Below are 12,647 nucleotides of genomic sequence, written 5' to 3'. Positions count from 1 at the left end.
GCAAAGGCAGGGAGCGAGCATCGCTGAGGGTGCCCCTTTCGAGGCACCGACAGTCATTCAAGCCGATCAAAGTTCGTCGCTGCTCGCGTCGAGCCTCGCCTTGCCGGCCTGCGTGGCGATGACCGCCGAGTATCCCCGCTTCGAGCCGAAGGCGTGCTGGCCCTTCAGCTTCTCGACGAGACCGGCGTCGCTCAGCGCCCCGGCGTGGATGATCGGCATGAGGCCACCCGTGCGGACGGCGCGAAGTGCGGAAAGCTGCTTGTCGGAAAGTTGCATTTCACGTTTTCCTTGATTCCTGGATCAGAGTTCGTCGGGATCGGCTGCGGGTGCCGAGATCGCCGCGATCAGGTCACCGATCTTCTTCGCAGCGGCCTTGCGCATGTTCTCGGGCACCGTCGCCATGGTCTCGGCCTTGATCTTCGGGTGAGCGAGGATCTCGGTGCGGACGGTCGCCATGCGGCGCTTGGCCTCGTCCTGCGGAACGGGATCGGTGTCGGTGCCGCCGAAGGTGACATAGAAGGCGCCCATGGCGCGCATGTCGTCATCGCTGGCTTTCTTCTCGCCCGAAATGATCGCGTTCAGCTCGTCGATGGTGATTTTCGGCGGCGCAGAAGCGGGCTGCGGTTTCTCTTCGGCCGAGGCGGCAGCGGTTTCAGCCGGCTTTTCGGTCTTCTTCGAGGTCGCGGGCTTGTCGACCGGAGCCGCAGCCGATTTCACGGTCTCGATCGCGTCGGTGCGGACTGCGAGCAGCTTTTCGGTGATGGCGGTGAGGCGCTGGATCTCCGCGGTGTTCGCAGTCAGCGCAGCGGTAAGGTCTTCCAATGCAGGCATAGTGTTCCCCTGGCGGTGGTTGATGGTCGTCTTGAATGAACCAATCATAAACACATTGCCCGCCTCGCCTCAAGTATAAATTGCACAAAATCACGAAACGGTTGATTTTGCCATCAGCGGGATGCTAGTGTGCCGGTGCAAGCAAGAAGGACCACACCCATGAGCAAGGCCGGGCGTAAGCCTAAAGGTCTCGATTACCGGGAAACTGCGCTGTTCGCCCTGATTTCGGAGCGGCTGCCCGAGTTTCACGAGTACGGGCGCCTCTCAGTGACGCTGCTCGCTGAGGCGATGGGTCGCAGAACGCAGACCCTCTATCAGATGTTCCGCAATGAGCGTGTTTCGCCGTCGAACGCGAAGAAGCTGCTGGAACTTTCAGAAGCAAAACCCACGGGCACGAAGCGCAAGCCCCTGAAAGACGTTGATCTTACACCGTTTCTCCTGAAGTAAGGGGCACGGTAATGACGGATACGTCCCTGACGCTTGAGAGCGTCCTGTCTGCCTGTTCCGGTTTGATCGGGAACGGGGCTTGTCTCATGTGGCTGCAGCCGAGGCGGAAAAACCCCAGGCAGGCTGAGTGGTCATCGCAACCGAGACCTGATCTGGATGCGCTTCGACGGTCCTATCTGCCTGAATCAAACGTCGGTATCCGTCTCGGACAGCCCTCGGCCACGCCTTTCGGTTTCATCCACATCATCGACCTGGACATTCGCAACGCTGATCTGGCCGACGAGGCTCGCAAAGCCCTGTCCGATCTGTTTCCGCAGTGGGAAACCTTCCCCTCGGTGATCAGCGGATCGGGCGGACATTCTCGCCACATCTGGTTCGTCACCGACAAGCCGTTTTCCAAGCGAAAACTGGCAAAATCAGACGGATATTCGATGGTTTTTGACCCGTCGAAGAACCGGGATGTGAAGAAAAACCACTGGGAAATCGACCTGCTCGGCACTGGTTCCTATGCGGTCATCCCCCCGAGCATCCACCCGGATACCGGCCTCGCCTACGTTTGGGAGCGTCCTTTTGACTTTTTCAGCCTCGAAATGGGTATTTTTGACGCAATTTCGTCGGAAACGGTCGAAAAATGGGGCGCAAAGGTCGTTTCTGACGAAAATCCATTCGATGATGACGAAGACGACCTCATCCGCGAACTGCGCACCGCGCCAGTCGACATTTCAGACGAAGAAGTCGAAAAGGCAGTACAAGATCTGCCGGAAAACTGGGTAGAGGACCGGGATACCTGGGTCACGCTCGGCTCAGCACTGCACCATCAGTATCAGGGTGGCCAAAAAGGCTTCGATCTCTGGTGCGAATGGTCAAAGCAGTCGGCAAAATATGACCCGAAGACCCAGAAATCGGTCTGGAAATCCTTCAAGGGAGACCTTCGGCCGGTCACCTTTCGCACTGTGATTCAGGCGGCGAACGAAGCCCGGTTGCAGCGCAACTTGCCGGCAGTCGTAGCTGATTCTGCCTATGACGACGAGCTGATGTCGTTGCTCGGCGCAGCAGCGCCGCCCGATATCGCACCCAAAGCCCCCGAGATCGACGAAAACTGGACCAGCTATCTGACCAGAAATGACGACGGGCAACCCACATCGACCCTCCACAACATCAAACTCGTGCTGCAGAACGATGTTCGATGCCACGGCATCCTCGCCCTGAATGAGTTCACGAGCGAGGCGGTGCTGATCAACGAGCCCAAGAGGGTGTCAAAGAAACGGGACAGCGCGAAGCCGGTCCTGAACCTCGATTCGGAGATTTGGCGCGTATCTGACCCCGTGAATGGGCACCTCTGGACTGATTCCCACGATCAGGGTCTTCGGCTTGTCGTCGAGGCGCCCAAGGGTCAGGGCGGTTACGGGTTCAAGGTCACCGATCGCGATATGAAAGCCGCGGTGGATATCGTGGCGAACAACATGCGCTTCCACCCGGTACGCGCGTATCTTCAGTCTCTCGAATGGGACGGTCAGTCGCGCGCAGATCAGCTGTTTGTCGACTTCCTCGGATGCGACGACACACCCTACCATCGGGAGGCCGCGAGGCTGATCCTTGTTGGCGCAGTCGCCCGCGTCATGGAACCCGGGCACAAGTTCGATTTCGTGCCGATCCTGGAAGGATTGCAGGGCAAGAGGAAGTCTACCTTCATCAGCATTCTCGGCCGCTCGATGTGGTTCGCAGAGCTGAGCGGAGACTTCCATAACCGGCAGCAGATGGTCGAGCAGATTCAGGGTGCATGGATCATCGAGATACCGGAACTGCAGGGCTTCAGCCGGGCGGATACCAACGTGCTCAAGGGCTTCATCTCGGCCACGTTCGACAAGGTGCGAATGGCCTATGCCCGCCGAGCGCAGATCTTCCAGCGTCAATGCGTCTTCCTCGGCAGCACCAATGATGACGAATATCTGCGGGACCATACCGGGGGCCGTCGCTTCTGGCCGATCAAGTGCCAGCTGCCTGATGACGTGGATATCGACACGGATAAGCTCGAAAGCGTGATCGACCAGGTTTGGGCGGAAGCCTATCAAATTTATGTCGAGATGCGCAGGACGTGCAAAAAGCGGAACCTGCCCCTTTACCTCCAGCACGACGACGCGAAGCGTGAGGCAAAAGAGCTTCAGGAAAGCCGGCGTGTCGAGACGGTGGCCGATACCCTTTCCGGGCAGATCGAGGCGTGGCTGAACGAGCCCACGGGGCCGGCAGAAGGTTCTGATGATCTTGACCCGAGCGCACCGCAAAGCCTGCGGAACGTCACCTGCGTCGCGGATATCTGGATCGGGATGATGGGTCGGAAGATCGGAGAACTGGATCAGGCTTCTGCGGTCAAGATCGGCACTGCGATAAACCGGGTTCCGGGGTGGCAGCGTGTCTCTAAATATCAGATCAGAACGAAGAAGTACGGCAGACAAAGGCTGTACGTCAGAGACGGGTATTCTTTGAATGTGACCGAAATCTTAGATCTGTGATAATATCTAAGATTGATCTAAACGCATCATTGATCTGAATTACACCCGGCGCATCGCGTCGGGTTTTTTCGTTTCAAGTCGATCATTCACATAAATCAATCCACCGTTGCCTGCGTTTCCAATCAGGCCGACTAGTCTGCTGGGAGTAGCCACGGGTGTAGCCACTAGAGTAGTCAGGTTAAGTTATTGAATTTTATACAAAAAAAACGATTGGCTACTCTTACTACATGCCTACACCCCCTTCTTATATAGTATACGTACAGGGGTGTTTTTATCCCGACCACTGGTCGGCATTATATGCCCGGTTGATATAAAACACTTTGCCCTTATTACGTTGCTTCCTTAGACAATAGACTAGACAGAGTAGAATATGAGACTTCAACTGTAAAAACAAAGACTTAACATGACTACTCTACCTGTCTACACTCTGACTACTCTGTTTACCCTCGTGATTTCGGCATAAAGCCCAACCGTGGTCGATTTAAATGCATCTTCTCCCCTGATTCCGAAAATTCTGTCGTGTGCGACTTATCTCCTGAAAACACATGCTTTCGCAGCCCTACCCCGACCTCGGACTGCAACGCATCGGGTGACCGGAAACTAAACTAAACGGTTCAGTTTGTTATATTATAACATTGCAAGTAAACTATACGGTTTAGTTTAGGTGTAAGGCATTGTTTTACTTGATGTTTTACTAGGGAAAAATTGAACAGGTGCATGAATCGGGGTCGGGGCTGCCCGCATCCCGTCACCCGCCACCGGAAGGACCCAAAGCCAGATGCACGGAAAGCGCATTCAGATCAATGTGTTACAGGTGAATCCAGATCAATCGGCGCCAGGATGCACGCAACGCGCACAATCCCCCTGCTTGCATCCGATCACAGGGCAGCAGAGCAGCACCTCGCAGGGCAGCAGAGCAGCACCTCGCAGGGCAGCACCACGCAGGGCAGCAGGGCAGCACCACGCAGGGCAGCAGGGCAGCACCACGCAGGGCAGCAGGGCAGCACCACGCAGGGCAGCAGGGCAGCAGGGCAGCACCACGCAGGGCAGCAGGGCAGCACCTCGCAGGGCAGCAGAGCAGCACCACAAATGCAAACGGCCGCCCCAGATCACAGGGCGGCCGGTCACAGGTCAAAAGATAAAGGCGCCTTGCGGCGCCCTATGCTGGTGATGTTATTTGTATTTCTGTTGACGATATGTCGCCATTATGTATCCTGTTGATGTTCCCCGCTCACGCGGGGATGACCCTCACTATCGGGGTTCCTCTTGTGAGGGAGATATGCGTTCCCCGCCCACGCGGGGATAGGCCGCCCCTTCATTGTGGGCGGCCGCTTTACTCTTCAACAGGCACAAATTTCACCTGCCCGGAAATTTTGCCGCGGCTGTTGGTCATCTGGATTGTCAGACTCAGGCGGCCGTCATACGTCGGAATGCGGCGGCTATACATTTGCCTCTTGCGCGCAGGGATCATGTGAACCGCCGCGGCGTAGTCAGGCCAGGCGGGATGCGAATACATGGCATTAACCTGACCAAGCGTAACGCCGTCGAGAGTTACGTTGAATTTTTTGAGTGAAGACATTTTTCCCCCTTAGGTCTCTAGCCCTGGTAAAGGCTCTAGGTGTTCCGCCTGCACGTCAAGAGTGACGGACTCCGGTGAAGTGGATCGCGCTAACGCGACCGGGCTGGTAGTTTCGGATTGTGAAAGACTCCGCGTGCCCTGCCCGAATGTTGCGCCACAGGGTCAGCGTGCAGACTTGGCGCCTGGCATTTGCAGGAAAACCCGCAATCTGGCACTGGTTACGGATCCAGCTGCGCAACGCCGCGCTGCATGTGAACCGGCTTCCTGAGCTGCTCAGCGTCGCGCCGTCGCGGCCGATATGGGCGGCCGTGTAGCTGACGGCGGTCATTCCGGCTTCGCCTGTTCCTGCAGCGCTGACATGATAGCGGCAAACGCCAGCCGGTTCCGTTCCTTCATGCCTTCGCCGCATCCGAAAGCCCATGCCATTCCGGCCGGTTCCGCCTTGTGCGGGTTGTCGTCATAGGTCAGGCCAGTGAGTCCGGCTTGGTAGCCTTCGCCCCAGTTGTCGGGTTTCATGGTATGGACTCCTCAGAACCGGCCAAGAATTTTCAGGCCACCGCGCGGCCCGGCTTTGATGCATGCAACGGAGTCATTTGCCATTAGCACGCGTTCGACAATTTCCCTCTTTTCGCGTCGCGCCTTGGATCTGACTTCGGCCAGCGTTGGCAGCTGTGACCGGCTATAAGCCAATTGTGCAGCGTATCCGTCACCGTCAGCCGGCGTGACGTGATCGGGATGCACGACGACAAAGCGATGCGCGGAGTCATGCAGATTCCCGGAAAGCTGTGCGGCCGTTTCAACCGAAAGAGTCCAATGGGGGAAAGGCTTCCCCTCACAATCCGGCGCGCCGAAGATGACCGGAGTCCCCTCTGGTATGTCGAAAGTATCGCGCAAGCCATAATGGCCAGTCGTGAATTTATTTGTGACGCTAGTTTTCATCCCATCCCCCTATCAGCGAAACATTGCGACATGGCGCGCCATTTGGCGCGCATTGTCAGGTAAAGCGGGTTTCTTTCGGCTTGCTTCAAAAGTAACGCCGCTTTCGTTTTTGCGGAAAATATCCAACCAAGATTCCGCGTCGCTGGCCTGACAGATCCGCATGCCAAGCCAATAAACTCCGGTGGCGTGACTCCAAGTCAGGCGCCAAATGGTCAATTCATCTTTAGCCATTGTTCTGTCCCTCAGTACGCGATTGAGCGGACAGCATCGGTAAAAGCGCGGGTTCCCTCAGGATATTGTTTTCCGAGTGCCTCAACGCTTTCCGCCGTCCAGTCGTCTATCAGCCCGAGAAGGCTATCGCGTTTAGCGATTGCATCGCGCTTGAGTCTTGTTCCGGGTCCGATGCGGCATCCGGTCACGATATGGGAAACAACCCATGTTTCACCCATCTTGTGAACAATCAGCCCGGATTTAGCGTATCCGGTGACTTGCCACGGCTTGCCCATATATCCGGGCATGTTGATAATTTCTTTCATTACTTCAACCCTCCATCATCTCGAATTTTGCTGCAAGCGACCTATATTCGGCAGCTTTGCAGATCATCCCCCGCGCTTCACAACGCGCGGCACAGGTCAGCAGGTATTGAGCGATTCCCATTGTCAGCCTTTCCGCCGGTCATCCCGGCTTGTGTCTCTGTCTGACAACAAGAAAGCGGCGATTCGGGTTGAATGTCAAGTTAAACGTGACTTTGCGTGACCGGCTGCCCGCTCCGGTGACCGGCTGCCCGCTCCGGTGACCGGCTGCCCGATCCGGTGACCGGCTGCCCGATCCGGTGATCGGCTGCCCGCTCCGGTGACCGGCTTTCCGATCTGGTGACCGGCTTCCCGATCTGGTGATCGGCTTCCCGATCTGGTGATCGGCTTCCCGATCTGGTGATCGGCTTCCCGATCTGGTGATCGGCTTCCCGATCTGGTGATCGGCTTCCCGATCTGGTGATCGGCTTCCCGATCTGGTGATCGGCTTCCCGATCTGGTGATCGGCTTCCCGATCTGGTGATCGGCTGCCCGATCTGGTGATCGGCTTCCCGATCTGGTGATCGGCTTCCCGATCTGGTGATCGGCTTCCCGATCTGGTGATCGGCTGCCCGACCTGGTGATCGGCTGCCCGATCTGGTGATCGGCTTCCCGATCTGGTGATCGGCTGCCCGATCTGGTGATCGGCTGCCCGATCTGGTGATCGGCTTCCCGATCTGGTGATCGGCTTCCCGATCTGGTGATCGGCTTCCCGATCTGGTGATCGGCTGCCCGACCTGGTGATCGGCTGCCCGATCTGGTGATCGGCTTCCCGATCTGGTGATCGGCTGCCCGACCTGGTGATCGGCTGCCCGATCTGGTGATCGGCTTCCCGATCTGGTGATCGGCTGCCCGACCTGGTGATCGGCTGCCCGATCTGGTGATCGGCTGCCCGATCTGGTGATCGGCTGCCCGACCTGGTGATCGGCTGCCCGACCTGGTGATCGGCTGCCCGATCTGGTGATCGGCTTCCCGATCTGGTGATCGGCTTCCCGATCTGGTGATCGGCTTCCCGATCTGGTGACCGGCTGCCCGACCTGGTGATCGGCTGCCCGACCTGGTGATCGGCTGCCCGACCTGGTGATCGGCTGCCCGATCCGGTGATCGGCTGCACCTGGGCCAGAGAAATTCAGGCCAGAGAAAACGAAAAGCCCGCCGCGGTCACCCGGGGCAGGCCAGAGAAAAAGAGTCACAGGTCGGAGAAATTCAAATTCGCACGAAAAGCCGCGCAATCGGATTGAGCAAGCGCCACAATCCCCGATCCTCTTTCACCGGCAACGGGCCTGGCGGATCCGGCCGAAACGCTTTGACCACCGGCACAGTGGCGGGCCGCGCCACCTCGATCGGGCGAAGTTCGATCCGGCCCCGGCGCATCTTCGCCCGCACCGCGGCACCCGGTCGCCCTCGCATATCTGGCACGCTGCAAAGCGCCTCCCCTACCCCGAGTGCCAGAATCTCGCCGCTCAGATCACGGCCGCCTGCACTCGGCAGCCCCATAGCTGCCGCCCGCACCGCTGCGACTTGGCCCGGCGTGGTGGCGCGGAGTCCGTGCTGGATTCGCGTGATCAACTGGGCAGAAATGACGGGCGGCAGATCGGCGGGCGATTGCGTGGCGAAAATCAGCATCACGCCACGGGACCGCACCAGGCGAGCGACCTGTTCCAGCTTTCGCACCAGCGCCGGAGTCGCGCCGTCAAATATCAAATGCGCTTCATCCACCAGAACCGCCAACGCGGGGCGGTCAACCTGCCCCAGCTCGGCCGCATCACGATAAAGCGTCAAAAGGCAGGCGGTCACGGCGGCAGCATAGGCGCCCGGATACTGTGCCAGACGCCCGCAACTGTAAACAGTCACCCCGCCCGCCGAAGCCGCTTCGAAAGGGTCGAGACCGGGCAACCCGAAAGCGTCACCGATAGCGCGGCGCAGGGGCAGAATGGCACGCGAAACCGCGGCAGCGCTGGCAGGGGAAAACAGGCCATATTGAGCGGATACGGCGGCGCGCTGTTCGGTGCAGATTCGCAACCCGGCTTGCAGATCGTCGAGACAGGCCAAAGCATAGCCTTTATCTTCGGCATAGGCCGCGACAATTTCCACGGCACCGGATTGCGCCGGGCTCAGGTCCAGGGCGCGGGCCACCAGATCGGCACCAGCTGCCCCGAGATTGATTGCACGATGCGCGCCGCGCTGGCCGAATGGGCACCAGACGCGCGCCCCCAGCGACTCAAGGTCGCCTTTCGCGTCGAATACCAGCACCGGAACGCCTGCGGCTGACAGCCCTTCCACCATGGCGCCCGCGGTTGTGCTTTTGCCGGTCCCCGTTGCGCCAGTGATAAGGGCATGTTTGCAGGCATGGGAAAGCGGCAGAGTGACGCCCTGGGCCAGTTGGATTCCGTTCACGGCGTCACCGTCAGCCGCGGCATGATGGATTCCAGATCGGCAATCCGGGCGCGCATCTCTTCGCGGTCCTCATCCTCATAGTGTTGCCGCTCGGCCCCTTCCATGCGCTCCAGATCGTCATTCAGCGTAGCGAGAAATTCGCTGCGGATGTAGTCCAGAACTTCGGCTTCGGTCTTCCAGAATTGCAGCTCGCACATGACGGCACCCTTTCAGTTCGGCAACTGGCCGTAGGTTTCGGAAAACCAGTTGTTGTATTCCTCGGCGCAGATCCTGCGCGCCTCGGCTTCGACTTCGGGCGAATAGGTCGGCGCCACTTCGCCGGGGTTCAACAGCAGTTCGGGTTCATCCAGCATCGTGACAATGTGGGCAGCTTCGCAGGGGTTCATCATTGCAGCGACTCCTTGATCGGGTTTCGGGTCGAAATGCGCCCGGTGCCCATGCCCGGCAACGTCACCTGCAGGCGTTGCCAGTGGCGCGCGGCGGTGCGGCGTTGTTTCGGGGTCAGGTCTTCGGGGTGCATTTTGGACTCCATGGGAAAAGGGGCGGGGGTCGAAATTCAGACGGGCGGCGCGGCTTGCATCTCGGCCACATATTGCGCCCACTGCGCGGCGCGGGCGGCCTCGGCTTCCCGATAGGCCGCAACCTCGACCGGATCCGGGTTCGGTTCTGCGACCTTGCGGAAATCGCGGCGGCATTCGGCAATGAAGACCGAAAGCGCAGTTGCCGGGTGCAGTTTACCGCCCTTCAGCCAACCGTCGGCGGTGGCGAAGTTGTTCCATTTGCCGGAACAAGGATTGAGGCGAAAATTGAGCGCATCGAACGGTTTCGCCCGGTCAGGATCGGCAAACCGGAAATACAGGTGCGCGAAGCGGGGCGAAATATCCACCGAACACTCGGCCCGGCCCGCCTTGGTCCAAACCTCCACCGCATCGAAGCTCAGAGTCCAGTCGGACCCAGTGGAATATTCAGCCAGCCCTCGGATTCCCGCCCTCCGAAGGGACCGCGGCGAAACTCAGGACTCACACGACCAACATAGCGCAGCCCGTCGGCCTCTTCGCGCCATCCGCCACGGGCGCCGAAAGGCACATAGCGCAGCCCGTCGGCATCTTCGCGGTATCCGCCACGGGCGCCGAAAGGCACATGGGGGACCGGATAGCGGTTCACACCTTGGGCAACATCGTTGCGGGCATCATTCAATGCGCGGGCGGCTTTGCCGCGCATCAGGGCGTCGCGGTCACGCTGCACTTTGGCGGGAAATTCCGCAATCTGCCCCCGCTGGATCTTCTGTTCCCGGTCGCGCGCTTCCTGCATATGCCACCGGAAAGCCCGCTTCAGTTGATCGTCAATCATGGTCAACCCCTTTGTGTAAACGCCTCGATTCGGCTTGTAACTCAATTTGAACGTGATTTTGAAGTTGTGTCAATCGGTGACAATCTTCCTGCCCCGTCGCCTCCCCGATAACGCCCTGGGGCCTCATCGCAACCTACCTGCAGCCCCTCTCGCCCCTGGCACCATCTCAATCCTTCTGGATTCAGATTTATCCGATGCGATCAGGCCGAGCACATCCGACTGGACCCCGGAGAAAATCAGCCCCCGGAGAAAATCACATTAAACTTGACTTTGCGCGCAGAATCACCTGAGAATTGCATCTCAGAGAAAACGATACCTCGGGGAAAAAGATGAACGAGGCCCACAATCACACCGCAGTTTGCGCATGTGGTCACGAGAAATTTTCCACGCTGGAATCGAGACCGCGCAGCATTCACGGCGTCATGTGCGTCGTGCGGCGCAAGCAGTGCAGGAGCTGTCTGCGTTCGATCACCACAGCGGAAGTTCCGCTTTCCGTCGCCAAGGACGTTTGGAACGAGGAATGAGCATGTTCTATTACGAAAAGAAAGACATCTACGGGCGCTGGCAGCCTCGCACCTCGCCTGACCGGCCGACTGCGAAGAGCGAGTCCGGCACCCGGCAGACCATTCGCAACGTGATCGAGGTGCCGCAGGAAATGCACATGTTCGATCTCGACAGTCTGCGCGAGTTCCTTGTCCCGAAAGAGACAGAGGTGCAGACGTGATCGGTCGCTGAACTGCACTTCACCTTCATCAACAAAGGACATCACAGCATGACACGTTTCCCGCCGAAAATGTCGCATCTCGAAAACGAAGCTCACAATGGCATCGAGGCGCTTCAGCAACTCGCTCACGAGACGGCGAAGAATGCCGGATGGTACACGGATCCTGCCACCGGGGAGAAGGTGGAGCGCAATTTCGGAGAAGTTGTCGCCTTGATGCATTCGGAACTCAGCGAGGCTCTGGAAGCTGACCGCAAGGGATCGAAGGACGACAAGCTGCATTGGCGCGATGGCCGCGAAGTCGAGTTTGCCGACTGCATCCTGCGTATCCTCGACACCGCCGCCGCTCTCAATCTCGATGTTGCCGGCGCCCTGATCGAGAAGAACCGCTACAATCGGCAGCGCGCCGATCACAAGTTGCAGAACCGGGTAGCCGAGGGCGGCAAGAAATACTGATCTGCGCATCGAAAAAAGGGGCAAGGAAATGTCCAACGAAATCGCAAGCGTCCACCAACCTGAGATTGGCAGTTTTGTCATCGAATCGGGCGGGCAGTGGATCAAGGCGAACAGCAAGATGGAGGCGGACGAGATCGCCGCCGCCATAAACCGAGCTTACCGCATCGGAAAGGCGCACGCGCGCCGTGAGGTCAGATTGGCACTTGGTCTGATCGACTGGGGAGGTCAGGTGCACCTTTCGTAGGAATCCAAGTAGGAGGCGGCAAGAAGTACCGATCCGCGCATCGGAAAAGGGGCCGGGGTCTCTTTTCAGAATCACGCAAAAATACAAAGCCAACCAAGGAGAGATTCCGTGTTCGATTCTTTGCTCGCCTACTTCATCAAGCCACTGGTCGAAAGCATCGGTGAAGCCGAAATTGCTCGCATCCCGACACCGGCAGGCTTCGGCCGCCAGCATCGGATGCAGGTTCGTGCCGCGCGGAAGCCTGCCGTGATCCTGCGCGAAACCCGTCAAATTCGCCGCGCTGCTGCTCGTGAGAAGGCGAAGGGTCGAGCTGCCTGACATTCCGGTGACCGTCCGCGCGCCGGGCGGAATCCAGAGGGCCAGATAACCAGCGAGGCAACCATGAAAACGAAGGCAACAGTCACAATCACGGTCGAGGTGAAAGACCTCGGCCCTTGGGCCGACGGATGCACCGCAGAGCAGATCCGCAATCAGGCTTCCGCTGAAGCAGTCGGCAAGGTTTCCCGCGTCCTGCACGAGCGCGGATCTGGCTGCGCGGTGGTCAGCAACAGTGCTCGCGTGATCCTTCTGCAAACCGAACTCGACCAGCCCAAGTAGCCCG

Annotated in this window: 21 protein-coding genes; 8 read left to right on the top strand and 13 right to left on the bottom strand. The window is 58.8% G+C overall.

The annotated features are described in order from the left end of the window. Positions 1–66: 66 nt before the first annotated feature. Both C8N34_RS14195 and C8N34_RS14190 read right to left on the bottom strand, forming a co-directional pair. Positions 67–276 carry a hypothetical protein gene (locus C8N34_RS14195; RefSeq protein ID WP_108129370.1) on the bottom strand — a complete coding sequence of 70 codons (210 nt, stop codon included), beginning with the start codon at positions 274–276 and terminating at the stop codon, positions 67–69. A gap of 24 nt (positions 277–300) precedes the next feature. Continuing rightward, positions 301–831 (bottom strand): hypothetical protein, encoded by a 531-nt coding sequence (locus tag C8N34_RS14190; protein ID WP_108129369.1) that lies wholly within the window; start codon positions 829–831, stop codon positions 301–303. 159 nt (positions 832–990) lie between these two features. On the opposite strand from C8N34_RS14190, the gene C8N34_RS14185 reads away from it, so the two are divergent. Continuing rightward, positions 991–1,278: a hypothetical protein gene (locus tag C8N34_RS14185; protein ID WP_108129368.1), complete on the top strand. Its 288-nt coding sequence runs from the start codon at positions 991–993 to the stop codon at positions 1,276–1,278. 11 nt (positions 1,279–1,289) lie between these two features. After that, positions 1,290–3,788, top strand: coding sequence for a VapE domain-containing protein (locus tag C8N34_RS14180; protein ID WP_108129367.1), 2,499 nt, complete (start codon positions 1,290–1,292; stop codon positions 3,786–3,788). 1,333 nt (positions 3,789–5,121) lie between these two features. Here the strand turns inward: C8N34_RS14180 and C8N34_RS14175 are convergent. The 11 genes from C8N34_RS14175 to C8N34_RS14145 all read right to left on the bottom strand — a co-directional run bounded on the left by C8N34_RS14175 (position 5,122) and on the right by C8N34_RS14145 (position 10,625). Continuing rightward, positions 5,122–5,367, bottom strand: coding sequence for a hypothetical protein (locus C8N34_RS14175; RefSeq protein WP_145693844.1), 246 nt, complete (start codon positions 5,365–5,367; stop codon positions 5,122–5,124). A gap of 324 nt (positions 5,368–5,691) precedes the next feature. Continuing rightward, positions 5,692–5,883, bottom strand: a complete 192-nt coding sequence (locus C8N34_RS14170; protein ID WP_108129365.1) for a hypothetical protein — start codon at positions 5,881–5,883, stop codon at positions 5,692–5,694. 12 nt (positions 5,884–5,895) lie between these two features. After that, positions 5,896–6,306 (bottom strand): hypothetical protein, encoded by a 411-nt coding sequence (locus C8N34_RS25945; protein WP_145693842.1) that lies wholly within the window; start codon positions 6,304–6,306, stop codon positions 5,896–5,898. 12 nt (positions 6,307–6,318) lie between these two features. After that, positions 6,319–6,537, bottom strand: coding sequence for a hypothetical protein (locus C8N34_RS25940; RefSeq protein ID WP_145693840.1), 219 nt, complete (start codon positions 6,535–6,537; stop codon positions 6,319–6,321). 11 nt (positions 6,538–6,548) lie between these two features. Then, entirely contained in the window at positions 6,549–6,842 is a 294-nt protein-coding gene (locus C8N34_RS25935; protein ID WP_145693838.1) for a hypothetical protein, read from the bottom strand. Positions 6,843–8,084: 1,242 nt separating this feature from the next. Continuing rightward, on the bottom strand, positions 8,085–9,275 hold the full coding sequence (locus C8N34_RS14165; protein ID WP_108129364.1) for a helicase HerA-like domain-containing protein: 1,191 nt from the start codon (positions 9,273–9,275) through the stop codon (positions 8,085–8,087). Continuing rightward, positions 9,272–9,472, bottom strand: coding sequence for a hypothetical protein (locus tag C8N34_RS14160; protein WP_108129363.1), 201 nt, complete (start codon positions 9,470–9,472; stop codon positions 9,272–9,274). Before C8N34_RS14160 ends, C8N34_RS14165 begins: the two co-directional genes overlap by 4 nt. Positions 9,473–9,484: 12 nt before the next feature. Continuing rightward, the gene (locus C8N34_RS14155; RefSeq protein ID WP_108129362.1) at positions 9,485–9,664 is read right to left on the bottom strand and encodes a hypothetical protein; all 180 of its coding nucleotides are present in this window, start codon (positions 9,662–9,664) and stop codon (positions 9,485–9,487) included. Continuing rightward, on the bottom strand, positions 9,661–9,795 hold the full coding sequence (locus C8N34_RS27155; protein WP_277878235.1) for a hypothetical protein: 135 nt from the start codon (positions 9,793–9,795) through the stop codon (positions 9,661–9,663). Before C8N34_RS27155 ends, C8N34_RS14155 begins: the two co-directional genes overlap by 4 nt. Before the next feature lie 36 nt (positions 9,796–9,831). Continuing rightward, positions 9,832–10,161: a hypothetical protein gene (locus C8N34_RS14150; RefSeq protein WP_145693609.1), complete on the bottom strand. Its 330-nt coding sequence runs from the start codon at positions 10,159–10,161 to the stop codon at positions 9,832–9,834. Between the two features lie 50 nt (positions 10,162–10,211). Further along, positions 10,212–10,625, bottom strand: coding sequence for a hypothetical protein (locus C8N34_RS14145; protein WP_108129360.1), 414 nt, complete (start codon positions 10,623–10,625; stop codon positions 10,212–10,214). Positions 10,626–10,954: 329 nt separating this feature from the next. Between C8N34_RS14145 and C8N34_RS25930 the strand changes: the two genes are divergently transcribed. The 6 genes from C8N34_RS25930 (at position 10,955) to C8N34_RS14120 (ending at position 12,643) form a co-directional block, all read left to right on the top strand. Then, positions 10,955–11,149 (top strand): hypothetical protein, encoded by a 195-nt coding sequence (locus C8N34_RS25930; RefSeq protein WP_145693610.1) that lies wholly within the window; start codon positions 10,955–10,957, stop codon positions 11,147–11,149. Continuing rightward, positions 11,146–11,349, top strand: a complete 204-nt coding sequence (locus C8N34_RS14140) for a hypothetical protein (RefSeq protein WP_108129359.1) — start codon at positions 11,146–11,148, stop codon at positions 11,347–11,349. Before C8N34_RS25930 ends, C8N34_RS14140 begins: the two co-directional genes overlap by 4 nt. A gap of 48 nt (positions 11,350–11,397) precedes the next feature. Further along, on the top strand, positions 11,398–11,802 hold the full coding sequence (locus C8N34_RS14135; RefSeq protein ID WP_108129358.1) for a nucleoside triphosphate pyrophosphohydrolase family protein: 405 nt from the start codon (positions 11,398–11,400) through the stop codon (positions 11,800–11,802). A gap of 28 nt (positions 11,803–11,830) precedes the next feature. Further along, the gene (locus C8N34_RS14130) at positions 11,831–12,046 is read left to right on the top strand and encodes a hypothetical protein (RefSeq protein WP_108129357.1); all 216 of its coding nucleotides are present in this window, start codon (positions 11,831–11,833) and stop codon (positions 12,044–12,046) included. A 108-nt stretch (positions 12,047–12,154) separates the two neighbouring features. Continuing rightward, positions 12,155–12,364 (top strand): hypothetical protein, encoded by a 210-nt coding sequence (locus C8N34_RS14125; protein ID WP_108129356.1) that lies wholly within the window; start codon positions 12,155–12,157, stop codon positions 12,362–12,364. A 63-nt stretch (positions 12,365–12,427) separates the two neighbouring features. Continuing rightward, entirely contained in the window at positions 12,428–12,643 is a 216-nt protein-coding gene (locus C8N34_RS14120) for a hypothetical protein (protein ID WP_108129355.1), read from the top strand. Positions 12,644–12,647: the final 4 nt, after the last annotated feature.

Source organism: Gemmobacter caeni, from assembly GCF_003054195.1.
In the GTDB taxonomy this organism is placed as follows: domain Bacteria; phylum Pseudomonadota; class Alphaproteobacteria; order Rhodobacterales; family Rhodobacteraceae; genus Gemmobacter; species Gemmobacter caeni.
Note: the sequence above shows the minus strand (reverse complement) of the source record. Positions and strands in the feature narration are given on the sequence as shown.

Excerpts from the sequence above, each read along its gene's own strand:
- C8N34_RS14195 (WP_108129370.1), bottom strand. The coding sequence starts at position 276 with ATGCAACTTTCCGACAAGCAGCTTTCCGCACTTCGCGCCGTCCGCACG.
- C8N34_RS14190 (WP_108129369.1), bottom strand. The coding sequence starts at position 831 with ATGCCTGCATTGGAAGACCTTACCGCTGCGCTGACTGCGAACACCGCG.
- C8N34_RS14185 (WP_108129368.1), top strand. The coding sequence starts at position 991 with ATGAGCAAGGCCGGGCGTAAGCCTAAAGGTCTCGATTACCGGGAAACT.
- C8N34_RS14180 (WP_108129367.1), top strand. The coding sequence starts at position 1,290 with ATGACGGATACGTCCCTGACGCTTGAGAGCGTCCTGTCTGCCTGTTCC.
- C8N34_RS14175 (WP_145693844.1), bottom strand. The coding sequence starts at position 5,367 with ATGTCTTCACTCAAAAAATTCAACGTAACTCTCGACGGCGTTACGCTT.
- C8N34_RS14170 (WP_108129365.1), bottom strand. The coding sequence starts at position 5,883 with ATGAAACCCGACAACTGGGGCGAAGGCTACCAAGCCGGACTCACTGGC.
- C8N34_RS25945 (WP_145693842.1), bottom strand. The coding sequence starts at position 6,306 with ATGAAAACTAGCGTCACAAATAAATTCACGACTGGCCATTATGGCTTG.
- C8N34_RS25940 (WP_145693840.1), bottom strand. The coding sequence starts at position 6,537 with ATGGCTAAAGATGAATTGACCATTTGGCGCCTGACTTGGAGTCACGCC.
- C8N34_RS25935 (WP_145693838.1), bottom strand. The coding sequence starts at position 6,842 with ATGAAAGAAATTATCAACATGCCCGGATATATGGGCAAGCCGTGGCAA.
- C8N34_RS14160 (WP_108129363.1), bottom strand. The coding sequence starts at position 9,472 with ATGTGCGAGCTGCAATTCTGGAAGACCGAAGCCGAAGTTCTGGACTAC.
- C8N34_RS14155 (WP_108129362.1), bottom strand. The coding sequence starts at position 9,664 with ATGATGAACCCCTGCGAAGCTGCCCACATTGTCACGATGCTGGATGAA.
- C8N34_RS27155 (WP_277878235.1), bottom strand. The coding sequence starts at position 9,795 with ATGCACCCCGAAGACCTGACCCCGAAACAACGCCGCACCGCCGCGCGC.
- C8N34_RS14145 (WP_108129360.1), bottom strand. The coding sequence starts at position 10,625 with ATGATTGACGATCAACTGAAGCGGGCTTTCCGGTGGCATATGCAGGAA.
- C8N34_RS25930 (WP_145693610.1), top strand. The coding sequence starts at position 10,955 with ATGAACGAGGCCCACAATCACACCGCAGTTTGCGCATGTGGTCACGAG.
- C8N34_RS14140 (WP_108129359.1), top strand. The coding sequence starts at position 11,146 with ATGAGCATGTTCTATTACGAAAAGAAAGACATCTACGGGCGCTGGCAG.
- C8N34_RS14135 (WP_108129358.1), top strand. The coding sequence starts at position 11,398 with ATGACACGTTTCCCGCCGAAAATGTCGCATCTCGAAAACGAAGCTCAC.
- C8N34_RS14130 (WP_108129357.1), top strand. The coding sequence starts at position 11,831 with ATGTCCAACGAAATCGCAAGCGTCCACCAACCTGAGATTGGCAGTTTT.
- C8N34_RS14120 (WP_108129355.1), top strand. The coding sequence starts at position 12,428 with ATGAAAACGAAGGCAACAGTCACAATCACGGTCGAGGTGAAAGACCTC.